Here is a 21,859-nt window from a genome sequence, read left to right as displayed (position 1 = left end):
AACGTAATAGTTTATTTGCTTAAGATATACTTCAATTTTGGGTTCCTTGACTTTTTAAAGCCAAAATTTTGAAATTAAAACCAGATTTCGTTTCAGCTTATTTATATGCTGAGATCTTATTCCCTATTTTTCACCGCGATTAATTCAGCATCGGGTGTAGCAGTCAGTGATTTTAAGAAGGCAACAATTTTCTCCACTTTTTCTTCTTCGAGCTCCTTACCCAGCTGAGTTTGTGCCATGATCTGTACTGCGGTTGAGAGACTATCCACACTTCCATCATGAAAATAGGGATAGGTCTTTTCGATATTCCGCAAACTTGGAGATTTAAATAGGTATCGATCGGACTCATTTTTGGTGATGTCATAAAGTCCATTGTCGATGGTTTCACTTCCTGTGAGCTCCCAGTAATCTTGATACACTCCGAATTTCTGGATCATACTTCCTCCCAAGGCCACACCGCTGTGACAGGTGGTACAACCTTCGTCCATAAAGATGGTGAGCCCCTCTTTTTCCAAAGCGGTAAGCATCTCATCATTGCCATCCAAATATTCATCAAATCGGCTTCTTGGATTCAACCGCCGCTCAAAGGCCCCAATCGCATCCCCGATATGATCAAAAGTCAGCGTTTCATGAGTTTGCTCTCCATATACTTTGGCAAATTTCTCCACATACTCTGGGATTGATTTTAAGCGTGCGACCAGAAACTCCTCTGAGGGAATATTATGCTCCACAGGATTAAGAATCGGCATTCCGGCCTGTTCTTCCACGTCTTTGGCCCGACCATCCCAAAACTGCTGTCTATGCATATAGGCGTATAGTGTGGTTGGTGAGTTTCTTCCTCCCAACTCATGCGTGTCCCCAGGCGAAGTGGGGAGATTATCTACCCCGAATGTTTCTAGATTATGACAGGAATTACAGGAAATATTCCCATCCTTAGAAAGCCTATTGTCGAAATAAAGCATTTTCCCCAGTTGAACTTTTTCATAGGGATTGGGAGTATATTCTCTTGGAGTAACCGATTGGAAAACATCCTGCGCTTTTTTCATCAATTCGGGCCGATTGGGGTCCTCTTGATCATAAATCAAAGGTTTATCCAAAGACGACGGTTCAGCACAGGAAAATAATGCGCCAAGGATAAGCAGAGGTAGTATGATGCGATTCATAGTAGTCAAATTTTATACAAATGTGAACCCTAAAAATTGAACCGATTGTGATCACGATCACTATTTCAAATCAATAGATTTTATCTATGATTATATTTTTGATTAGCAGTGAGATAGTTCAGAAATCACCGTAAATATTCCGGCTGCTTTTTTTAGAAAAATTGTCAGCATAATCTTAGATTGAGCCTATGATTGAAAAACAGACGCTCTCAAAAATCGGTCAATCGGCATCCCAAAATCCGATGCGGATTGATTTGGAATTGTACTACGAAGCTGAAGAAAACCGCTTTCACCCCACCGAAAATCCATCTGGAAAAATCTCTATGAATGTGGCAGAAAATCACCTCTGCTGGGAGATGCTCAGAGATCGAATTCAACAAGTAACCCGAGAAAATGATATCCCTGAATGGGTTGCGAGCTATACGGATCCAGCAGGCGCACCGAGTTTCCGAGAAGCTACCGCTTCGTTTTTATCTAAATTTTTGACTAAATCTCCTATGCCTGCCGAAACGCTGGCTTTCTCCGGTGGTGCCACTTCCGTGATCGAGATGACTGCATTTTTACTTGGAAATCCCGGAGACACGGCAGTTATTCCTGCCCCAGCCTATCCGGTTTATTCAGGTGATTTGGGCGCTTTGCCAGGATTGAAACGCTATGATTTGCAAACTCATCAGGAGTTGGCCGAGCTCAAGTCTGGTGTTTCCATCAATACTGATCTGCTACAAAAAGCCAAAGATGAAATCGAGGCGAATGGAAGTATTTTCCGCATGCTGATTCTCACCAGTCCGGACAATCCTACCGGCATGATTTACAGCTACACTCAATTGGAACGGCTTGCAGACTGGTGCGAGCAAAATGAAGTTCATCTCATCGTCAATGAAATCTATGGACTTTCTCAAATTGACATTTCCCATCCTGAACTCAGCAATGACTATCCCAAGCCGATTGAATTTTTATCATTTGGGAAATTGATGGCTGAGCGAAAAAGTCCCTGGCTTCATCTCTGGTATTCATTTTCCAAAGATTTGGGGATTTCAGGATTTCGCATCGGACTGCTTCATTCTTATCACGAAGCCTTAATCACCGGCTACAGAAATGCAGGTCTCGGGCATTCCATTTCCAACTATACCCAGTGGGTTATGCAGGAAGTACTGAAAGATGATGCCTTTATGGAAGATTTTGTACAAAAAAGCCAAAAACGGCTGACTGATTCCTACCTTATCGTCGTCAAGTCACTTCGAGAAAACCATATTCCCTATCAAGTCTCTTACGGGAGTCTTTTTGTGTGGATGGACCTATCTCAATTTTTGCTAGAGCAAACTGATTCTGCCCAACATGATTTTTGGCTAAAAATTTATGAGGAAACGGGCGTTTTGTTGACTCCAGCCAACGGTTTTGGACATCAAAAAAAGGGACTTTTCCGCATGGTCATCTCAGGAGTCGATCAAGAGACCTTGAAGGAGGCGATGAAAAGACTGACCAAATTCTTTCAAAACCAATCCTAGTAAAAACATGAGTTCCGATTCAGCCTTTCATCATCTTTTTGAATTTTTCGATCAAATCCATCCACTAAATTCGGATGCGAAAAATGCGATCGAATCCATTTGCTCGCTAGTCACCATCCCCAAAAATCAAGATCTCCAACCCATCGGGGCTACCTGCAAAACCATATATTTTGTCAAAAAAGGACTGGCCAGAATCTATTATTACAAAGACGGAATTGACATCACTGAGTATTTTGCTTTTGAAAATGATCTGATTATTCGTGCCGAAAGTCTGTTTACCGGCAAGCCCAGCCAAAAGGCCATTCAGGCGGTAGAGCAAACCGAATTTGTGGGAATTTCCTCCGACTTACTTTTTGGTCTTTTTGACACTTTTCCAGATTTGGAGCGCCTATTTCGCAAGATTACCGAGTTGGCTTATGTAAATACTTTAAATCGAATCGAAAGCATACAATTTCACCCTGCCGAGGAACGCTATCAAAAGCTCTTGGAAGAAAAACCTGAGTTTATCCAACGCATTCCATTGAAACACATCGCTTCCTATTTAGGAATTACCCAGGTGAGTTTGAGTCGTATCCGAGGGCAGAAAAATGGCTAGAAATTTAGAGTGATTTTAGAAAAATGACCTCTATTGTCTTTAAAAGGGTGTCAAATATATTATTTCTTTAACCTTGTCTGCCACGTTTCAGGATTTTCACGAACATGAAAAATTGCCTCTACAAAAACCGTATTAGTTTCCTCAGAAACACGGTAGTGAACTAAAAAAGGGAAAGAAGGAACTGGTATCATCCGAACATCATCAAATCGGACTTGATAGTTCAGTGCTGCTTGATTGAGCTTTGAGAGGGTAATTTCCACATGTTGAATAAACCGTCTTCCTAATTGGTCACTTTTGGTTTCTTCTGTATAGAAATCAACCGCCTTTTGAATATCTAAATAAATATGTGGGTTGTACCTAAGCTCAAAATTAAAATCCATTAGCCAAGTTTAAGTTGATCACGAATTTCATTCCAAGAAAGATATTCCTCAGGTTTGGTGTTTTTAATTCGCTCCCTAATGATCTCCTTCTGCCACTTGGGAATAGTTTGTGCCTCTTCTTCAATACCTTCGAATTTAGATTTCAGTTTAATCCATTCCGAAATAGGTATAAATACTCCGGTCGTTTGCCCTCTTTCGTCTGTGATGTATTGTAAGCTCATAAGTGTACTTCTTATCTTTTTAAATTAGTTTAAGGTCTGTAACATAATAAATCGTGAAGATCGTTGTGCAAATTTATCTCTCACTGCTCAAAAGCTAATTTCGTTTATTTTTAATGAAAATTGATCTGCTTTTGACCAAAAATAACGAAAATGATTAGACCATTTGTAAATTGGTTTCTTTCTGAAAAAATAAATACAGACTAACCATTTTTTAACATTTGTAAAAGGATAGGCTTCTCGCAAACAGGATCTTTGTAAAAAATAGTTACATGTCCACGGCAAAACTCGGCCTTCGCGAAAATCTAAATCAGTTTATCCTACTGATCATTGTCAATGCTTTCGTCGGAGCAATGGTCGGTTTGGAGCGATCTATTTTTCCGGAATTTGCCAAAGAAATATTTGGAATCACCTCTTCGGCCGCCGTCCTATCTTTCATCACGGCTTTTAGTATCAGCAAGGCAATCAGCAATTATTTCACCGGTAAACTGGCCAATCAATGGGGAAGAAAAAACCTGTTGATTATTGGATGGATCATCGCGTTGCCTATTCCTTTGATCTTGCTGTACACTCAGTCTTGGAACATGGTCATTTTTGCCAATGTGCTTCTTGGAATCAGTCAAGGCTTGACCTGGAGTAGTACCGTAGTGATGAAAATTGACCTCGTGGTTGAGAAAAACCGGGGATTAGCAATGGGATTGAATGAATTTGCAGGTTATTTGGCGGTAGGATTAATCGCATTTTTCACGGCTTACCTAGCCAGTCAATACGGCATTCGACCTTATCCATTTTTGATGGGAATGGGGATCGCAGTGATCGGTTTAATCCTTTCCATCTTTTGGGTCAAAGACACGAGAAAATTTGTACAAAAAGAACGAGAAAACACCAGTCAGCCCGAATTGAAAGGTGTTTTTATGCAGACAACTTTTCTTAATAAAACCCTGAGTTCGATTACCCAGGCGGGATTGATCAATAACCTCAACGACGGGATGATTTGGGGATTGCTGCCTATACTTTTGATGAGTAAAAAAGTCGACCTGGAAATGGTGGGAATCATTACAGCGATCTACCCTGCAGTATGGGGATTGGGTCAATTATTTACGGGGAAAATGGCCGATCTCTATTCCAAAAAGAAGATGCTATTCTTCGGGATGTTGGCACAAGGACTTGCAATTTTACTGATTCCTTCTCAATCGAGTAACTTCGGGTTTATTGCCATCTCTGCGGTGCTTGGCCTTGGCACTGCGCTAGTTTATCCTACCTTTATGGCGGCTATTGCGGATGCAACAAATCCCATGCAGCGGGCCGAAAGTATCGGAACTTTCCGGCTATGGAGAGATTTGGGTTATGCAGTAGGCGCAATCCTTTCCGGAATCGTAGCGGATTCATTTGGGATCACCTCAGCGATCTTGCTAATCGGGGTATTGACTGTCCTTTCGGCGGGCATTATTCAGTTCCGAATGCCAAAAAACTTAAAATCGAATAAATCAATTCAAATCAATTGAATTTTCACTTGTTTTGATTGAGTAAAACATCTCCTATCTTTACAGCGATAATTTAAAATACCATCAACCATGAAAAAACTAAAAACAATCTTCATGATGCTTGCTTTGGCAGGTTTCATTTTAGGCACTGGACTCTCCTCTTGTGGAGGAAAAAAAGCGGATTCGACTGAGGAAGCTACTGAGCAACCGGCTGAAGAATCTTCTGAGCACCCTGAAGAAGGCGGGGAGCATCCTGCTGAAGGTGATTCTACCGAACACCCTGCAGAAGGCGGGGAGCACCCAGACAATTAAACAAAAGAGGCCGCAAAATTTGCGGCCTCTTTTGTTTTCTTAAATCTATTTTAAGCAGGGTCATTTAACTATTCACTTTTCTCATAAATGAAAACCGGGAATTTACTTTTACTTCTTCCCCATCGATCTCCAAATACGGATAAGCGATAAAATTAATCGGTCCTGAGGCAGGTCCCGGGCTGACTTGCAAATCTCTGCCTCTACTTAATTCGATCCGATTGGCAGGATGTCTTCCAAAATAATACGTTGCCAAAGCCGTGTATTTATTCGCCTCTGAGATGTCTACCGGCCACCATTTGCCATCAGCATAAAACTCCGCCCAGCAGTGATAACCATCGATTCCACCATCATTCCGATCTGAAGGAATCGAAGCCCCAATGGAAAATTTGGCTGGGATTCCCACCGATCGAGCTAGCGAAATAAAGAAGCTGTGAAACTCGGTACAATTCCCCGTCTTCGAATCGCAGGCATAATTAGAATCCCCTTTCCCAAAATCCCCAAATTTCATGTAACGCATATTGTCAATAATGTAATCGTATAGTGCACGTGCCTGAACCAAGTGACTATCGTTGATTTTTTCTCCCAAAGCCTCCTTAGCGATCTCTTCAAACCGTCCACCTTTGGGCATAAGAATATTGGAGGCTAAATAAACTGCCGGATCAGGAGCCGATGCTTCATAAGGACCCTTTTCCTTTCGCTTGACCGAATAGACGATTTCTAGCTCTTTTCCACTATCCTCCGGACCTAATTCCATGAACAATAAATTATTGTCATAAATCTGATCTTTGAGATTTTGCTGCTTTCCTGGCACTTCGATGGATTCGATGGTGACGGTCTGAAATTCATCTGATTCGGCCAGAGGAACCCACATTTTAGCCGGTCCGTCTAGTGGAGGAACTGAGGCGTTATAGTAAAATTCAAAGGCATCTTCCCCTTCGATCACTCCCAAAAGTGTATTGTTTGATTCTTCTAATGCCACGCGATACCAGGTTTTGTCTTCTTTATTTTGTTTCCAACTGTAAAAAGGTTTTCCGTTCAGTTTATGAACCGACGTGCGGGTGACATCCATATCTCCCGGAGTCCCTTCCATAAAAAAATCCACATCATAGACATCGCCACTTTCATCTACCAAATCCACACAGGCAAAATGAGACTGAGGCCCCAAGTTAGAAAGGTATTCGGTATGTACGCGGACCAGCTTCATGCGAAGGTCGTGATTCTCATCTTTAACGGGAAAATAACCTCCATTTTCGACTGTTTTTTGATCGATAAAAGACTTAATTCCTACCTCTATTTCTGCAATTGAAACCCGATCTTCACTTGGCGTTTCTTCCGTTTCCGTAATTTGATTTTCTTTTTCAGGGGTTGACTGACAGGAAAATATTCCTAAAGCAACTCCTAAAATCACGTATTTTAATTTTCTCATAGCAACTCTTGATTCATTCGGCTAAGGTAACATTTTGATTCATTTCTTCTTGCAAACTCCCAAAAGCCATGTCATTGTTTAAACCACTCAAGAAGAAAGTAGCGATGTATCAACTTAAAATTGTCCACTTTTTACCAATTCTGTTTTGAAACTGAACAGTTTCGGAAATTGGAGTTTTTATAAACTTCTTATTTTCAAAAGATTAACCCAACTGGTATAAATCTTGACCGATTATCAGCATGCTTACATTCCTACTTTGGCTGATTCTGTTGGTGCTCTGCTGGCCGATTGCCATCATCGCCATTATCCTATATCCATTTATCTGGCTGTTGCTGTTGCCTTTCCGGCTTTTGGGTTTTGCGGTAGAATTATCCTTTGATTTGATTCGGAATATTATCCTTTTTCCTTTTCGGATTTTATCACCCAAGTAAAAGCCCAAGTTTTCGGCTTGGGCTTTTCACTTATTCGATTTCGGCTCTTCGCTTTTCGATTTCTTCCACTTTTTCTTTGGTGACGCCCCAAACTTTCCCGTTTCGTGCATCCTCCATAAATCGATTGATATAATCTTGACTGAGCTCGGAACTGTCTTTATACTTCACCCTCAGCTCATCAAGTCGTCGGTGTAAGTCCTCTCGAATAACCGCATATTCTGGATCATCATACACATTCTTGAGCTCCATCGGGTCCTTTACCCGATCGATCAGCTCCCAGCTATCCTCTACAAAATAATAATGGATCAGCTTGTATTCTTTGGTCACGATGGCATAGTGACGATTGACCATGTGCTCTGCGGGATATTCATAGTAGTGGTAATACACCGCATCCCGATCCCATTTTTCTAGTTCTCCGGTGAGCAAAGGAATGAAGCTTTCCCCCTGCATATCTGCAGGCTGCTCGATTCCCGCTGCATCCAAAAATGTCTGGGCGAAATCCAAGTTTTGGACCAGTTCATCCGAAGTACTTCCCGCCGCTACTTTTCCCGGCCAAGCCACCAAAAGTGGCGTTTTGAAGCTTTCGTCATAGACAAATCGCTTATCGTACCAGCCATGCTCGCCTAGGTAAAATCCCTGATCAGAAGTGTACACGATAATGGTGTTTTCCATCAGGTCATTTTCTTCCAAATAGTCCAACACCCGTCCGACATTCTCATCTACAGACTGAATCGTCCCCAAATAATCCTGCATGTAGCGCTGATATTTCCAGCGCATAACATCTTCTTCGCTCATGGTAGGATAGGCCTTTTTGAATTCCTCATTGACTTTGCCATAAGCTTCCATAAAATTCTCCCGCTGCGAATCGGTCAGTCGGCTCACCTGATAATCAAAGCGGCTTTTATCATAACCGATCTCCTCCAGGCCAAGCTCATCCATGGTTTGGGGGAAAAGCTTATTGTCTCCCGCCCAAGCCATATGCTCAAAAATATTCATTTCAGCCTCCTCCGCCGGATAGGTCCTGCCTTCATAATCATCAAACAAAGTCGGTGGCTCGGGAAAAGTCCGGTTGGTGAATTCTTCCAAATGCCGCTCTGCCATCAACCATTCCCGGTGCGGCGCCTTATGCAAATAGAAAAGTAAAAATGGATCCTCTTCTCTCCGCTCATTCTGCAGCCAATCCAAGGTCATATCGGTAATAATATCCGTGACATATCCCTCCACCTGAATATCTCCCTCATTTTTGGTAATAAAATCCGGATTGAAATAAGCCCCTTGACCCGGCAGTATCTTAAATTGATCAAAACCTTTTGGGTTGTTTCCGAAGTGCAATTTTCCAAACATGGCGGTCTGATAGCCGGCCTCTTGAAAAAGCTGGGGAAAAGTCACATTGGTCGTGTCAAAGGGGAAATGATTATCGATTTTTCCATTCATATGGCTATGCTTTCCGGTCAAAATCGTAGCCCGGCTAGGTGCACAAATCGAGTTGGTCACCGAAGCCTGGGTAAAAAGCATCCCCATTTTTGCAATTCGGTCAATATTGGGCGTCTCGATCAGGGAATTATCATAGGCCGAAATCGCCTGATAGGCGTGATCGTCAGACATGATAAAAATGATGTTGGGTCGCTCGCTGACTTTTTCTTCTTGAGGCTGACAGGAAAAAAGAACTCCTGCAGCTAAGCCCAAAAGAGAAATGGAAAGGATATTCTTCATAGGTTTTTGAGGGTTAGATATGGGGGAAAATCGGATCAATTTGATTTTTTTCGATCTTCCAAAATTTGTTTTGTCACTTCTTTATTGGCCGCTCCAAATTGCTGCGTTTCTTCCAGCCGATCCAAATAGTTGTCCAAATACTGCTGGGAAAGCTCCTTACTATCTCCGTATTTCTCGCGTAAACCATCCAGTTTTTTATGTAATTCTTCCCTAATTTCAGCATAAGCAGGATCCTCGTATACATTTTTGAGCTCCATGGGATCATTGATTCGGTCGATGAGTTCCCATTCATCCGTATCAAAATAGTAATGGGTGAGTTTGTACTCTTCGGTGACAATGGCGTAGTGACGCTTGACCATATGAACCGAAGGATATTCATAGTAGTGGTAATAAACCGCATCCCGAGTCCATTTTTCAGTTTTCCCCGTGAGCAAGGGAACCAAACTTTCGCCTTGCATAGATTCTGGAGCAGGAATGCCGGCTGCGTCTAAGAAAGTCTGGGCAAAATCCAGATTCTGAACCATCTCGGTGGATGTTGATCCAGGTTGCACTTTTCCCGGCCAAGCCACCAAAAGCGGGGTTTTGAATGATTCATCGTACACAAATCGCTTATCAAACCAACCGTGCTCTCCCAAGTAAAAACCCTGATCCGAGGTATAGACGATGATGGTGTTTTCCATCATATTCTTCTCCTCAAGGTAATCCAAAACGCGACCTACATTTTCATCCACAGCCTGAATCGTCCCCAAATAATCCTGCATGTATCGCTGATAGCGCCATCTCATCAAATCTTCCTCGGTCATGTCAGCATAGTTTGCTTTGAACTCCTCATTCATCGGGCCATAGACTGCATCCCAATTGGCACGCTGAGAATCATTGAGTCGACCGACTTCGCGCTGAAAAGCCCCTTTGTCCCATCCCGAAGCATCCGGTATTCCCAACTCCTCCATAACCTCAGGATAGATTTTTGAGTCACCAGCCCAGTTCATGTGTTTGAGCAGATTCATTTCGGCTTCTTTCGCAGCCCTTCCTCTTCCAGAATAATCATCAAAAAGTGTAGGTGGCTCTACAAAAGCCCTACTCGTAAAATCTGCAATATGTCGCTCAGCAGGCAACCACTCCCGATGGGGAGCTTTGTGCAGATAAAAAAGTAAAAAGGGATCCTCTTCCCTTCGCTCATGCTGCAGCCAGTCCAAGGTCATGTCGGTAATAATATCCGTGACATAACCTTCTACCTGAATATTCCCCTCATTTTTGGTGATAAAATCGGGATTGTAATAGGCCCCTTGTCCGGGCAAAATCTTGAATTGATCAAAGCCTTTGGGGTTATTTCCAAAATGCAACTTCCCAAACATGGCCGTCTGATAGCCTGCCTCTTGAAAAAGCTGGGGAAAAGTCACATTGGTTGTATCGAAGGGAAAGTCATTGTCAATTTTACCATTGAGATGGCTGTGCAAACCTGTCAAAATCGTCGCCCGACTCGGCGCGCAGATGGAATTGGTCACAGTGGCATTGGTGAAAAGCATCCCCATTTCGGCGATCCGATCAATATTTGGCGTCTCGATCAAATGATCGCTATAGGCCGAAATTGCCTGATAGGCATGATCGTCGGACATGATAAAGACGATATTTGGGCGATCTGGAGCTTGATTTTCAGGGTCATTACAACTTAGCAATCCGGCAAAAATTAGGATTGATAAAAAGCTTAGCGATAAATTTTTCATGATACTGTGGGCTGGGTCTTAAGTAAATGTCAAATTACAAATTCCCAACCCAATTCAAAACCCTTTAAGAATCTGCAGAAGCTCTTCTTTTCTCCTCGAAGCAACCTCCACTTCAGTCCCGTCATTCAGCGTCAAAAAGCCTCCCTTTCCTTTGGTGTAAAACCTCACCTCCTTCAAATTGACCAAATGACTGTTATGAACCCGAAAAAAGTCCTGGGAAACCAACTGCATTTCATATTCTTTCAGGGTTTTGGAACTGGTGATTTTTCGTCCATCCCGAAGAAAAAAATGAGTGTAATTCACATCGGCTTGGCATCGGAGAATCGAATCAATGGGTACAAACTCCAACCCTGAGGCAGTCGGCAAGGCTATTTTTTGAAGATTTTTTAAAGGAAGAATCGATTTCAAAATCGCTTCTAAATCTGAAGGATTGACCCCGTTGCTTCTTTGGACCTCAACTCGCTTAAGTGATTTGGCTAATTCTTCTGCATCAACGGGTTTCAGCAAATAATCCAGAGCATTTGCTTTAATCGCCTGAAGAGCATATTCCTGATGCCCAGTAGTGAAGATGATTTGAAAATCCTTTTTGGGGATTTCAGCCAATAGTTCAAAGGCTGTTTTTTCACCCAGTTCCACATCCCAAAAGACCAAATCCGGAGAATTCTCTTGGAAAAATCCGAGGACTTCTTGGGCCTTTTTGATTACTCCAATTAGCTCAAACAGATCCAGATGAGATCGCTCCATCAGTAACTTTAATCGCTCAGCGCTTTGAGGCTCATCTTCCACAATGGCGTATCGAATCATGAATTAACTAGGTTTTGAGGAGAATTTAATTGCAATCTAACCCAAAAACCCTCTGAATCGACGTCAAAATCGAAAATAGGCTTTTCCGTAACCCTACTTTTCCGAGAATTCAGCAAGCGCTTTTCGACCAATTTCATTCCCATAGACTGATGGTCACCAGAAAGCTCAATAGGTAGATTATGTCCTTTTCCGGTATCCCGCAAGCTGAGTTGAACCCCGATTTCGCTGCGCTCAAAAAGAAATTTGATGTGACCATTTTCTTCGGTTTTGGCAATGCCATGCCAAATGCTGTTTTCGACCAAAGGCTGCAAAAGCAAAGGAGGGACCTTGATCCCAGCGAGATCCACCCGATCGGGATTTTCGACTTGAAGCTCGATGGTTTTGCCCAAACGAAGCGCTTCGATTTGAATGTAATCCCTCAAAAAGCGAATTTCCTCTTCCATCGAGATCTCCTTCAGCTCGCTGAAATCGAGTATTTTTCGAATCATTCGTGCAAATTTGGTTAAATATCGATCTGCTTCCTCAGGTTCATTTTTCAGTAAAAAATTACTGATGGAGCTGAGTGCATTGAATATAAAATGAGGGTTCATTTGTGCTTTTAGCGCTTTCAATTCCAATTCTGAGATTTCTGTCTGATAGCGTTGCTGCAAAAGTTTCCTTCGCTGATTAGTTTGATGCTTTAATATCAAAAATAAACCTGCGCCCACTAGCAATACTACCAGCAAACCCATCAAATAAAGCCGGGCTTTGAGTTGACTTTCACGGGTTTGAAGATCGAGCAGGATCCGTTCTTTCTCAAATTCAGACTGCATTGCCTGAGCTTTTTGATCATACTCGTGACCTAGTTGAAGTCTTAATATTTGCTTTCGATTATCATCGTTAAAAATACTATCCTTGTAATGTTGTGCGCGCTCAAAGGCTTCCAAGGCCTTTGAGAAATCTCTTTTTCCCCGATAAGTTTCTGCCAAGCCAAGCCATGCGTTTTTCTGGGCCTCCAGTGAGGTGCTTTCCTGAGCCAGTCTTAATCCCTCCAGCTCCAAACGCTGAGCTGAATTCCAGTTCCCCCGGTTTTTTTCAATAGCTGCTTTTTCGAGGAGGACCTTTGAAAGGTTCAGTCTCTCCCCCACCGAACGATACAATTGAATGGCACTATCTAGAACTATTCCGGATTTTTCGGACTGATTCATTTCAGAATAAATGGAAGAAAGCGTACTAAAATCCGATGCAATTCTCCGCTGATTTCCGATTTTTCTGTTGATTTTAAACGCTTCTAAAATTAGTTCTTCAGCCAAAACCAACTCTCCCTGAAGTTGCTTGACTGCTGCCAAATTCCCAAGAGAATTTGCCTGGGCTTGTAGATTTCCGTTTTTTTCATATTCAGCTACTGCCACCTGATAGACCGAATCAGCCTGGGTGAATTCCCCTAAATTTTTGTACACCAACCCCAAATTATTGGAGATATTTCCCCTTTCCCAAATATCTCCATTTTCGGTTTTTTTCATCGCTTCCAAAAAATACTCCAGCGCCTTGGGATAATCCGCCAAGGCCAAAAAGACAACTCCGGTATTTGCCAGGCTATTGATGAGGTTTTTTCGCAAATCCAATTCTTCAAAAATTCGGCTTGCCTTCTCGTGATTTTCCAATGCTGAACGATAATCGCCTCGATTGTAAGAAAGCAAGGCCAAATTATTCGAAGCTGTAGCCTGACCTTTGAGATTACCGGAATGCAAATGCTCTTCTAGTACCTTTTGATATTCTACCGAAGCCAGAGAATCCTCACCCAAATACCAATAATTCACACCCTTGCTGTTATGTGCGGAAGTTTCTAGCGAAGGGTTTTTCGCTTTTTGGGCAAATGAAATAGCCGAATCTGCATAAACCAAACCTCTCTGCGGATCTACACCCGCAAATTCAAAGGCTATTTCGCTGTGTAAAAAAGCACGCAAACTATCCGAAAGCATTGGTTTATTAATCTCCCGCAGCAAAGAATCAATCTGACTTTGAGCCCTCAGATTCCCAGCCATAAAAACAAAAAGAAGTAGTGCAAAAAACTTTTTCATGTGCATTAAATCAGCAAATAAATTACGGGATTTTTTACAAAAATCAGTTGAAAAGCCACAGGAAATAAGGCAATTAAGGCATAAAATCATTGTGGATTCAGTTTTTTAGAAATAGATCCTAGTTTGACTGAAAATTTGAAATCATGAAAACAGTCTATCTAACACTCACATTTCTAATCTGCATTTCTACAATCTTGACAGGAAATGCCCAGAATTTTGATCAATCTACTAAAGTTTTTTCCGCAGGAATCGGTATTGGAAGCTCTCTTGGCGGCTTTGATTACAGTAGTCAAATCCCAGCCATCAGCCTCATGTATGAGCAGGGAGTCGCCGAAGCAGGCGAAGTCGGAATTATCAGTATCGGGGGCTATGTCGGATACAAAAGTTTTTCCTATGAAACCAATTCGGGTACAATCCAATCCAAATCCAAGTGGAACTATACCATTATCGGAGTGCGGGGAGCTTTGCATTTTACCCAGATTCAAAATGAAAAGTTGGATCTCTATGCCGGATTGATGGCTAGCTATAACCTCCTGAATTATTCCTATGAAGACAATTCAGGTTTTGATACAGGAAACTCGGGAAACTTTGGAAATACAGCCGGACTGACCATTTTTGGTGGAGCACGCTATTATTTCAACCCCAACTTGGCCGTATTTGGTGAATTGGGTTACGGGGTGGCTTTTCTCAATGTGGGATTGGCTGTCAAACTTTAAGGCAGATTGCTTCGGAAGAGCGGCATACTGAATTTACCTTCCGTAACCCGCAATTCAGTATCCCCTCTTCCTGTGGTTTCGAATACCGGACCTACCAAAATTCCGTTGAATTCCCCTTTTACCCAATTATCGCTGATCTCCGTAAATCGAAACCTGGCATCATCCGTTGCCAAAAGAGCAGGAAAATCCTCCTGAAAAAGTACAGCATTATAGAGTTCGCCAGCTTCATTGGAATAGGTTAATTGGATTCGGACCATAGGAATTCCCTGATAAAAAATTGGATTTTGCATTTCCAGGATTTCATTGGGTTCAAAAAGGGTTTCATTTCTTAAAAACCCGGAAATAAAATTTTTGGTACCATCAACCGGATTAGCTAAAACCATAAAAGTCGCTAAATAAACAGGCCCTTCCGAGTTGAACGAGAAGCCCATGGGACTATTGGCTACCTCGAATTCCTTTAATTCACCATTGACTTTAAAACTGAGAAAGGCTTGATTGGAATCCCTCGGTTCTTCCTCAGATCCGCTACAGGAAAAGATCCCAAAAACAACAATAGCCCAGACAAGTGATTTCGTTTTCATCCTTTTTTTGAGAAAAGTGAAAACGAAACTTTACCTAAACAAGCATCACTTATTTTTTGCGGGAATTAATTGATTAAATGATCAAAAAATCCACTTGAATTGATCTGTAGAAGCTTAGCCAAAAATTTATCAAATCTTCCTTTAACAACCCATTTTTAAATTTTAATCAATAGAGAAGAATCAATTTCCTTCCAAAACCCTAATTTTTCATTTTATTTAGTCCAAGAAATCCAGACCCAAAATGACCAAATACGTCCTGCTCCTTTCCCTATTTTGCTTTTCTCATCTCCTTTTGGCACAAGAAACCCTCGTTTTTGAGGCCGATAAAGAAGGTCACGCCATCTATCGCATTCCTGCCATTATCAATTTGCCCAATGGGGAATTACTAGCCTTTGCCGAAGGCCGAGTAAACGGAACGGATGATTTTGGGGATATCAACTTAGTCATGAAACGAAGTAATGACCGAGGGGAAAATTGGTCAAACCTGGAAACCTTAGTCGACTATGATAGCCTTCAAGCCGGCAATCCCGCTCCAGTCGTCGACCTTCACAATCCCGAGTTTCCTGATGGGGTCGTTTTTTTGTTTTACAATACCGGAAATAATCATGAGTATGACATCCGGATGAACCGAGGGGTACGAGAAACCTGGATGATTACCTCTTTTGATTTGGGAAAAAGCTGGACCACTCCTGAAAACATCACCACACAGGTCCACCTTCCGAATAATCCTGATTTCAACCCGGAGTATCAAAACCCCGAAGACTGGAGGCACTATGCCAATACACCCGGACATGCCTTTCAATTTCAACATGGCCCTCACCAAGGCAGAATCTACGTGGCCGCCAATCATTCGGCGGGTGACCCCATTTCAGACTGGTCGGACTATCAAGCTCATGGCTTTTTTACAGATGATCATGGTCAGACTTTTAGCCTTTCTGAATCGGTCAAATTTGGCGGTTCGAATGAATCCATTGCAGCAGAACTAACCCACGGACGGATGATCATGAGCAGTCGAAATCAAAAAGGAGATATCCGGCAGCGAATTCTGTCGTATTCTTCTGACGGAGGTCAAACTTGGGAAGAAAGTTACTTTGAGCCTCAACTTCCTGACCCAGTTTGTCAGGCTTCTATCCTAAACATTGGAGCACAAGACGGAAAAACCATCCTCGCCCACTCTAATGCGGCTAGCGAAGAAGAACGCAATCATTTGACGATCAAAATCAGCTACGATGAGGGAAAAACTTGGACAAAAAATATCCTGATTGACTCGAATGAGAATGGTGAAAAAAACGCTTGGACAGCTTATTCGGATTTGGTGAACCTGGATAAAAACACCCTAGGGATCCTCTACGAAAGAGACAATTACCGGCAAATTGTATTTAAATCAGTGAAATGGAAATAAGAACCATACTTCACCGCTCCCGCGGTTAATGTCCCGATTGCTGAGATTGGAATATATGTCGCCGTGGTCGGTGTCTTCACCGACCACTTCCTCCACTCACTTGAGCTTTTTAACACCTTTCAATTCAGATTTATCTGCTTCATAAATTCGGATCGCATAGCCTCCACCCGGTGCGGAAAACTGCTCCAAAACTGATTTGGAATCCACCCGGACCTTTCGAATTTCATAGGCCTGTGGATTGGTTTTGAAGTGGGCATCTGAGGCATCCGAATAAATTTCGGCGATGTACGTTTTTCTTTCTTCTAAAAAGTCAAAAGGTATCTCTCCCGTTCGTCCATCAAGCCCATTGACATTTCCCACAAACCATTCTCCACTTTCCTTGGCTTTACGAGCGATTGTCAAATAATATCCCGGTTCAGCTTCCAAATACACACTCTTTTCCCAGTCCAAGGCCACATCCTTGATAAACTGGAAAGCATCGGGGAAGCGCTTGTAATTTTCCGGATAATCGGCGGCCATCTGAAGCGGGGAGTACATCGTCACATAGAGCGCCAGTTGATTCGCCAGCGTACTATTGACATGAGACCCGTTGAAGACATCCATTTCAAAAATCCCCGGAGTGTAATCCATCGGTCCGCCAATCTGCCGAGTAAATGGTAACACCGTCACATGATTCGCCTTATTTCCCCCGAAAGCCTGATATTCTGTGCCTCTTGCAGATTCATTGGCGATCAGATTGGGCCAAGTCCGGGCTACTCCTGTCGGACGAACTGCCTCGTGCGCATTAACCATGATTTGGTATTCGGCAGCTTTTTCCACAGCATACTGATAATGATTGACCAGCCATTGGCTGTAATGATGCTCACCTCGGGGAAGCATATTTCCAACGTAGCCACTTTTGACCGCGGGGTAGTCATAGTCCTTCATCAGCTGATAGGCCTCATCCAGATGTCGCTCATAATTGCGAACCGACGAGGAAGTCTCATGATGCATGATCATTTTCACGTCTTTGCTTTTAGCGTAAGCGGCGATTCCCTCCAAATCAAAATCCGGATAAGGGCTCAAAAAGTCAAACACATAATCTTTTGAATTGCCAAACCAATCCTCCCAGCCCTCATTCCAGCCTTCGACCAACACCCCGTCAAATCCATGCTCAGCGGCAAAATCAATGTATTTTTTCACATTTTCAGTGGTCGCTCCATGCTTGCCATTGGGTTGTACCTTGGAATAGTCCGTTTCACCCAATTTGACAGCTCGGAGTTCATCAGTATACGCCCAAGAGCTCTGACCGGTGATCATTTCCCACCAAACTCCCAGGTATTTCATCGGTTTGATCCAAGCGGTCTCATCGATTTTTGAAGGCTCATTGAGGTTGTACGTGATTCGAGAAGCCAAAATATCGGCTCCACTTTCCCCGACGATGACCGTTCGCCAAGGAGATTGCGCAGGCGTGTACAAATAGCCTTTTACCCCTTGCGCATCTGGCGTCAGATGACTTCGAAAGATCATTTGCTTATCATTTAGCTCCAGATGCATCGCTGCATAGTCAATCAGCGCCGCTTCATGAATATTGATATAAAGCCCCTCTTCTGATTTCATCATCAAAGCCGTTTGAACTGCCGTTTCCGAAATCGGAGTTTGGGAAGCATTTGGGGTAATGGCCGATTCCATCAAATCCCGAATTTCCGAAAGTTTGGATTCGGTATAATCATATTCCTGGGTGTCGTAATCACCTGGAATCCAGAAAGCCGTATGATCTCCAGTCATGGCAAACTCGGTGAGTTCCTCAGCAATGGCAAAATGGCCCATCACCTCTTGGACGGGAAATTCGTAGCGAAAACCCAATCCGCTGTCAAAAAGGCGAAACCGAATATTCAATTTTCGCTCTGTGGACACCTGCTCCAGCTTGACCAAAAACTCTTGGTAATGATTCCGGATCTCACTCTCCTCTCCCCATACCGGATTCCAAGTTTCATCCAAGGAAGTAGTTTCCGTATCCAAAATCCGAAACCCCATATGCAAGTCTACTGAATCATTAATCAAATCCAAGCCTAGCCGGCTCGACTCAATAACAGGTTGATCTTTAAAATTCAGCTGATAAGTAGGTGCACCACTAGCATCCAGCGAAAAGCTCAAGGTAAAGCTGCCGTCTGGCGAGGAGATTTCTTGGGCAGAAAGAACTCCTGAAGAAATTGTAAAAATAAAGGCAAGGATAAATCGGGATATTCGCATGATTGTCAATATTTTGATCTTTGAAAAGCTTTTTCAGCCAAATCTTGTAGCCAGCATTTAAAATTAGTAGATTTTCAATACAAACTACCTTTCAAACTATGAAATTCAATTCTTTGTCAAAAGTAGTCGCTCCCCTTATTTTCTTATTGATTTTGGGATTTTTTTCCTGTGAATCTCCAAAAGAAAACCAAACGAAGAAACCTTCAATTTCTCAAGGCGAAGACTTGCTCAAAAAATACGTGCAAGCACCCGATCCAAATTTTAGGTTCGAATTGGTTCATTCCGAAAAGGGAGAAAAGGCGGATTTTCATGTATTGAAAATGTATTCCCAGCATTGGCTCGAAGATAGTCTGGTCGATGAAACCGAATGGTGGCACTGGGTTTCGCTGATGGTCCCCAAGGAAACTACCTTTGAAACAGGGATGATGTGGATCGGAGGTGGCAGCAAAGATACCCCCATGCCAACCGAACCGGACAAATTAATCCAAGCTGCGGCACTTCAGACCAATTCTGTAGTGGCCCAGATTCATAATATTCCCTTTCAGCCTTTGACTTTTGTCGGAGATGAGTTTGGGGAGCGCTATGAGGATGCAATCATTGCTTACGGCTGGCGCAAATTTCTAGAAGGCGGAGCCAAGGATGAGGATGCGATTTGGCTGGCAAGATTTCCCATGACCAAAGCCGTAAAACTGGCCATGGATGCGGTCACGGAAGTAGTAAAGGAAAATTATCAGTTAGACCTCAAGCATTTTTTCGTGGGTGGCGCATCCAAGCGGGGCTGGACCACTTGGACTACCGCAGCCACCGATGATCGGGTAATCGCCATTGCTCCTGTAGTCATTGACCTACTCAATCTGGAGCCTTCATTTCAGCATCATTGGAGAAACTATGGCTTTTGGGCCCCTGCGGTAAATGATTATGTGCGAGAGGGAATTATGGAATGGATGGGAACCTCCGAATTTGATCGACTCCTTGAACTCACTGAGCCCTATTCATTCGTGGACGATTTATCCATACCCAAATTACTCATCAACGCTGCTGGAGACCAGTTTTTCCAACCTGACAGCTGGGAGTTTTATTGGGATGATCTCCAAGGTGAAAAACACATTCAGTATGTACCCAATTATGGACATGACCTGAGCGAATCTGACGCCTTTCCAAATTTGATTTCCTTTTATGCTTCTATACTGAGCGATCAAGAGCGACCTGAATACAGCTGGGACGTCACCGAGGATAAAATTATCATCGAAACGCCCAAAGATCAGCTTCCCATTTCTGTCAAGGTTTGGACGGCGTATAATCAGTTTTCCCGGGATTTTCGAGTGGATGAATTTGGTCCAAACTGGACAGCGGAAGAAATCAGTATGCCGTCCGAGGGACGATTGGAAGTAAATATGACAGAACCTGAACAGGGTTTTCGGGGCTTTTTTGTGGAAATGACATTTGCGGGAAAGACCCCGCTCAAAGTAACCTCAGGGATTGAAATCCTGCCTCGGCAATATCCTTTCGAAGCCTTTGAACCGGAAGTAGAACTGGCAGCTCAAGAAAATAATTAACCTTTAATACCAAAAAAAAACATCCGCCCAAAAGAATTAATAACTTGTCTCTTGAACAACAAACCCTTTTTAAACCTATGAAAAAGCAAAACCAAGAACCTTCGAGCCAATCCAGAAGGGATTTCATTAAAAATGCGGCAATAGCCTCTTCATTTCTTATTGTTCCGAGGCATGTCCTCGGAGGAGCAGGATTTACCGCACCTTCGGATCAGCTGAATTTGGCTGCCATTGGTGCGGGAGGAAAAGGTGCCAGCGATATCGAATTGGCTTCTGTGGGAGGAAGGGAACGTGTAGTGGCACTTTGTGATGTGGATTTTTCCGGCTCCGCCAAAAGCTCCGTCGATCGCTTTCCAAAGGCCAAACTCTATGCAGATTACCGTGAAATGCTTGACAAGGAAACCGACATTGATGCAGTGACCATTTCTACCCCAGATCATGTGCATGGACCTGCGGCAAAATACGCCATGGAGCGCGGCAAACACGTCTATGTACAGAAACCCATGACGCACAATATTCGGGAAGCCCGAATGCTGACTGAAATGGCCCGCTCCCAAAAAGTGGTCACCCAAATGGGAAATCAAGGCGGATCAAATCCGCTTCTTAAACTGGTTCAGCAATGGGTCGATGAGGACAGAATCGGAGCAGTTTCAAAAGTGGAAGTATGGACCAACCGTCCCGTATGGCCGCAAGGAGGACCTTTCCCCAAACCTGAACCGGGAGCCAAACCTGATGCCTTGGATTGGGACCTGTGGCTAGGACCGGCTGAGGAAATTCCTTTTACCCCAAATCTTCATCCCTTCAACTGGAGAGGATGGTGGGCTTATGGTACCGGTGCGCTAGGTGATGTAGGTTGTCACTTGATTGATATTCCATTTAGGACGCTTGGATTACATTATCCACTGGATGCAGAATGCTCAGTAGGTTCTGTTTTCTCAAAAATGTGGACCCCGGATTATAATCCAGAGGGCTGCCCGGCTTCCTCGATGATTACCCTAAACTTTTCAGAAACCCAAAAGAGCAAAAGCCCGATCAAAATGACCTGGATGGATGGCGGAATCCGGCCTGCTCATCCGGATATCATCCCTGCCAATGACGATATTGGTGGTGCCAATTCGGCAAATGGGGTATTGATCATCGGAGAAAAAGGAATCATTTCCACCAATATCAACGACTCTTCTCCTCTGATGCCAAAATTATATCTGAATGACGGCACGAAAGAGGAAGGTCCTCAAAGCGAAGAAGGAATGGAGCGGGAATATGGACATCAGCGATTGTGGGTTGAGGCTTGCAAAGCTGGATTTGGTTCCACTGAGCATCAAGGTTTGACTTCATCCTTTGACTATGCCGGACCGATGACCGAAACGGTGCTGATGGGAAATCTCGCCATTCGAAGCTACATGCTCAGAAAAGAAAATGCACAAGGTCGTCAAGAGTTTTTCGCCCGCAAAAAACTACTTTGGGACGGTGAGAACATGCGAATTACCAATTTGGAAGAAGCCAATCAATTCGTCGGAAGAGAATATCGTCCGGGATTTGAAGTGTAAATTGCAGAGAAAT

19 protein-coding genes are annotated in these 21,859 nt (G+C 43.2%); 9 read left to right on the top strand and 10 right to left on the bottom strand.

What is annotated here, in order from left to right; translation table 11 throughout:
- Window positions 1–116: 116 nt before the first annotated feature.
- Window positions 117–1,163, bottom strand: a complete 1,047-nt coding sequence (locus BM043_RS01450; RefSeq protein WP_092788461.1) for a cytochrome-c peroxidase — start codon at window positions 1,161–1,163, stop codon at window positions 117–119.
- A gap of 188 nt (window positions 1,164–1,351) precedes the next feature.
- On the opposite strand from BM043_RS01450, the gene BM043_RS01445 reads away from it, so the two are divergent.
- On the top strand, window positions 1,352–2,668 hold the full coding sequence (locus tag BM043_RS01445) for an aminotransferase class I/II-fold pyridoxal phosphate-dependent enzyme (protein ID WP_092788460.1): 1,317 nt from the start codon (window positions 1,352–1,354) through the stop codon (window positions 2,666–2,668).
- Between the two features lie 7 nt (window positions 2,669–2,675).
- Window positions 2,676–3,263: a Crp/Fnr family transcriptional regulator gene (locus tag BM043_RS01440; protein ID WP_092788459.1), complete on the top strand. Its 588-nt coding sequence runs from the start codon at window positions 2,676–2,678 to the stop codon at window positions 3,261–3,263.
- A 59-nt stretch (window positions 3,264–3,322) separates the two neighbouring features.
- On the opposite strand, the gene BM043_RS01435 is transcribed toward BM043_RS01440, so the two are convergent.
- Window positions 3,323–3,643: a type II toxin-antitoxin system RelE/ParE family toxin gene (locus tag BM043_RS01435; protein WP_092788458.1), complete on the bottom strand. Its 321-nt coding sequence runs from the start codon at window positions 3,641–3,643 to the stop codon at window positions 3,323–3,325.
- A complete protein-coding gene (locus BM043_RS01430) occupies window positions 3,643–3,864 on the bottom strand; it encodes a hypothetical protein (protein WP_092788457.1) in 222 nt (73 codons plus the stop codon). The genes BM043_RS01435 and BM043_RS01430 overlap by 1 nt, the downstream gene beginning before the upstream one ends.
- Before the next feature lie 269 nt (window positions 3,865–4,133).
- On the opposite strand from BM043_RS01430, the gene BM043_RS01425 reads away from it, so the two are divergent.
- On the top strand, window positions 4,134–5,366 hold the full coding sequence (locus BM043_RS01425; protein WP_092788456.1) for an MFS transporter: 1,233 nt from the start codon (window positions 4,134–4,136) through the stop codon (window positions 5,364–5,366).
- Window positions 5,367–5,435: 69 nt separating this feature from the next.
- The gene (locus tag BM043_RS01420) at window positions 5,436–5,657 is read left to right on the top strand and encodes a hypothetical protein (RefSeq protein WP_245752874.1); all 222 of its coding nucleotides are present in this window, start codon (window positions 5,436–5,438) and stop codon (window positions 5,655–5,657) included.
- A gap of 64 nt (window positions 5,658–5,721) precedes the next feature.
- Here the strand turns inward: BM043_RS01420 and BM043_RS01415 are convergent, their stop codons facing one another.
- Window positions 5,722–7,083 (bottom strand): transglutaminase-like domain-containing protein, encoded by a 1,362-nt coding sequence (locus BM043_RS01415; RefSeq protein WP_092788455.1) that lies wholly within the window; start codon window positions 7,081–7,083, stop codon window positions 5,722–5,724.
- Between the two features lie 239 nt (window positions 7,084–7,322).
- Between BM043_RS01415 and BM043_RS01410 the strand changes: the two genes are divergently transcribed.
- Window positions 7,323–7,514: a hypothetical protein gene (locus BM043_RS01410; protein WP_092788454.1), complete on the top strand. Its 192-nt coding sequence runs from the start codon at window positions 7,323–7,325 to the stop codon at window positions 7,512–7,514.
- A gap of 30 nt (window positions 7,515–7,544) precedes the next feature.
- Here BM043_RS01410 and BM043_RS01405 read toward each other — a convergent pair whose 3' ends face one another.
- From BM043_RS01405 to BM043_RS01390, 4 genes are read right to left on the bottom strand one after another with little or no spacing between them, the layout of a single operon-like run.
- Complete coding sequence (locus BM043_RS01405) at window positions 7,545–9,227, bottom strand: sulfatase family protein (RefSeq protein WP_092788453.1); 1,683 nt, start codon at window positions 9,225–9,227, stop codon at window positions 7,545–7,547.
- A gap of 35 nt (window positions 9,228–9,262) precedes the next feature.
- Window positions 9,263–10,951, bottom strand: coding sequence for a sulfatase family protein (locus BM043_RS01400; protein WP_092788452.1), 1,689 nt, complete (start codon window positions 10,949–10,951; stop codon window positions 9,263–9,265).
- 54 nt (window positions 10,952–11,005) lie between these two features.
- Complete coding sequence (locus BM043_RS01395; RefSeq protein ID WP_092788451.1) at window positions 11,006–11,755, bottom strand: LytR/AlgR family response regulator transcription factor; 750 nt, start codon at window positions 11,753–11,755, stop codon at window positions 11,006–11,008.
- Entirely contained in the window at window positions 11,752–13,815 is a 2,064-nt protein-coding gene (locus tag BM043_RS01390; RefSeq protein ID WP_177188401.1) for a tetratricopeptide repeat-containing sensor histidine kinase, read from the bottom strand. Before BM043_RS01390 ends, BM043_RS01395 begins: the two co-directional genes overlap by 4 nt.
- A gap of 143 nt (window positions 13,816–13,958) precedes the next feature.
- Here BM043_RS01390 and BM043_RS01385 point away from each other — a divergent pair, with 143 nt between their 5' ends.
- Entirely contained in the window at window positions 13,959–14,531 is a 573-nt protein-coding gene (locus BM043_RS01385) for a hypothetical protein (protein ID WP_092788449.1), read from the top strand.
- Here the strand turns inward: BM043_RS01385 and BM043_RS01380 are convergent.
- On the bottom strand, window positions 14,528–15,112 hold the full coding sequence (locus BM043_RS01380; protein WP_092788448.1) for a hypothetical protein: 585 nt from the start codon (window positions 15,110–15,112) through the stop codon (window positions 14,528–14,530). The genes BM043_RS01385 and BM043_RS01380 overlap by 4 nt on opposite strands.
- A gap of 241 nt (window positions 15,113–15,353) precedes the next feature.
- Here BM043_RS01380 and BM043_RS01375 point away from each other — a divergent pair, with 241 nt between their 5' ends.
- Window positions 15,354–16,514 (top strand): sialidase family protein, encoded by a 1,161-nt coding sequence (locus tag BM043_RS01375; RefSeq protein ID WP_092788447.1) that lies wholly within the window; start codon window positions 15,354–15,356, stop codon window positions 16,512–16,514.
- A gap of 96 nt (window positions 16,515–16,610) precedes the next feature.
- Here the strand turns inward: BM043_RS01375 and BM043_RS01370 are convergent, their stop codons facing one another.
- On the bottom strand, window positions 16,611–18,746 hold the full coding sequence (locus BM043_RS01370; RefSeq protein ID WP_092788446.1) for a glycoside hydrolase family 97 protein: 2,136 nt from the start codon (window positions 18,744–18,746) through the stop codon (window positions 16,611–16,613).
- A 98-nt stretch (window positions 18,747–18,844) separates the two neighbouring features.
- Between BM043_RS01370 and BM043_RS01365 the strand changes: the two genes are divergently transcribed.
- Window positions 18,845–20,302 (top strand): PhoPQ-activated pathogenicity-related family protein, encoded by a 1,458-nt coding sequence (locus tag BM043_RS01365; protein ID WP_092788445.1) that lies wholly within the window; start codon window positions 18,845–18,847, stop codon window positions 20,300–20,302.
- 77 nt (window positions 20,303–20,379) lie between these two features.
- Window positions 20,380–21,846, top strand: coding sequence for a Gfo/Idh/MocA family protein (locus BM043_RS01360; protein ID WP_092788444.1), 1,467 nt, complete (start codon window positions 20,380–20,382; stop codon window positions 21,844–21,846).
- Window positions 21,847–21,859 lie beyond the last annotated feature (13 nt).

Origin of the sequence: Algoriphagus hitonicola, assembly GCF_900113375.1 — a bacterium.
Taxonomy (GTDB): Bacteria; Bacteroidota; Bacteroidia; order Cytophagales; family Cyclobacteriaceae; genus Algoriphagus; species Algoriphagus hitonicola.
The sequence above is the reverse complement of the archived record's forward strand: the minus strand, read 5'-3'. Positions and strand labels throughout refer to the sequence as shown.

Bases quoted from the DNA above. Each gene is read 5' to 3' on its own strand.
- BM043_RS01450 (WP_092788461.1), bottom strand. From the start codon at position 1,163: ATGAATCGCATCATACTACCTCTGCTTATCCTTGGCGCATTATTTTCC.
- BM043_RS01445 (WP_092788460.1), top strand. From the start codon at position 1,352: ATGATTGAAAAACAGACGCTCTCAAAAATCGGTCAATCGGCATCCCAA.
- BM043_RS01440 (WP_092788459.1), top strand. From the start codon at position 2,676: ATGAGTTCCGATTCAGCCTTTCATCATCTTTTTGAATTTTTCGATCAA.
- BM043_RS01435 (WP_092788458.1), bottom strand. From the start codon at position 3,643: ATGGATTTTAATTTTGAGCTTAGGTACAACCCACATATTTATTTAGAT.
- BM043_RS01430 (WP_092788457.1), bottom strand. From the start codon at position 3,864: ATGAGCTTACAATACATCACAGACGAAAGAGGGCAAACGACCGGAGTA.
- BM043_RS01425 (WP_092788456.1), top strand. From the start codon at position 4,134: ATGTCCACGGCAAAACTCGGCCTTCGCGAAAATCTAAATCAGTTTATC.
- BM043_RS01420 (WP_245752874.1), top strand. From the start codon at position 5,436: ATGAAAAAACTAAAAACAATCTTCATGATGCTTGCTTTGGCAGGTTTC.
- BM043_RS01415 (WP_092788455.1), bottom strand. From the start codon at position 7,083: ATGAGAAAATTAAAATACGTGATTTTAGGAGTTGCTTTAGGAATATTT.
- BM043_RS01410 (WP_092788454.1), top strand. From the start codon at position 7,323: ATGCTTACATTCCTACTTTGGCTGATTCTGTTGGTGCTCTGCTGGCCG.
- BM043_RS01405 (WP_092788453.1), bottom strand. From the start codon at position 9,227: ATGAAGAATATCCTTTCCATTTCTCTTTTGGGCTTAGCTGCAGGAGTT.
- BM043_RS01400 (WP_092788452.1), bottom strand. From the start codon at position 10,951: ATGAAAAATTTATCGCTAAGCTTTTTATCAATCCTAATTTTTGCCGGA.
- BM043_RS01395 (WP_092788451.1), bottom strand. From the start codon at position 11,755: ATGATTCGATACGCCATTGTGGAAGATGAGCCTCAAAGCGCTGAGCGA.
- BM043_RS01390 (WP_177188401.1), bottom strand. From the start codon at position 13,815: ATGAAAAAGTTTTTTGCACTACTTCTTTTTGTTTTTATGGCTGGGAAT.
- BM043_RS01385 (WP_092788449.1), top strand. From the start codon at position 13,959: ATGAAAACAGTCTATCTAACACTCACATTTCTAATCTGCATTTCTACA.
- BM043_RS01380 (WP_092788448.1), bottom strand. From the start codon at position 15,112: ATGAAAACGAAATCACTTGTCTGGGCTATTGTTGTTTTTGGGATCTTT.
- BM043_RS01375 (WP_092788447.1), top strand. From the start codon at position 15,354: ATGACCAAATACGTCCTGCTCCTTTCCCTATTTTGCTTTTCTCATCTC.
- BM043_RS01370 (WP_092788446.1), bottom strand. From the start codon at position 18,746: ATGCGAATATCCCGATTTATCCTTGCCTTTATTTTTACAATTTCTTCA.
- BM043_RS01365 (WP_092788445.1), top strand. From the start codon at position 18,845: ATGAAATTCAATTCTTTGTCAAAAGTAGTCGCTCCCCTTATTTTCTTA.
- BM043_RS01360 (WP_092788444.1), top strand. From the start codon at position 20,380: ATGAAAAAGCAAAACCAAGAACCTTCGAGCCAATCCAGAAGGGATTTC.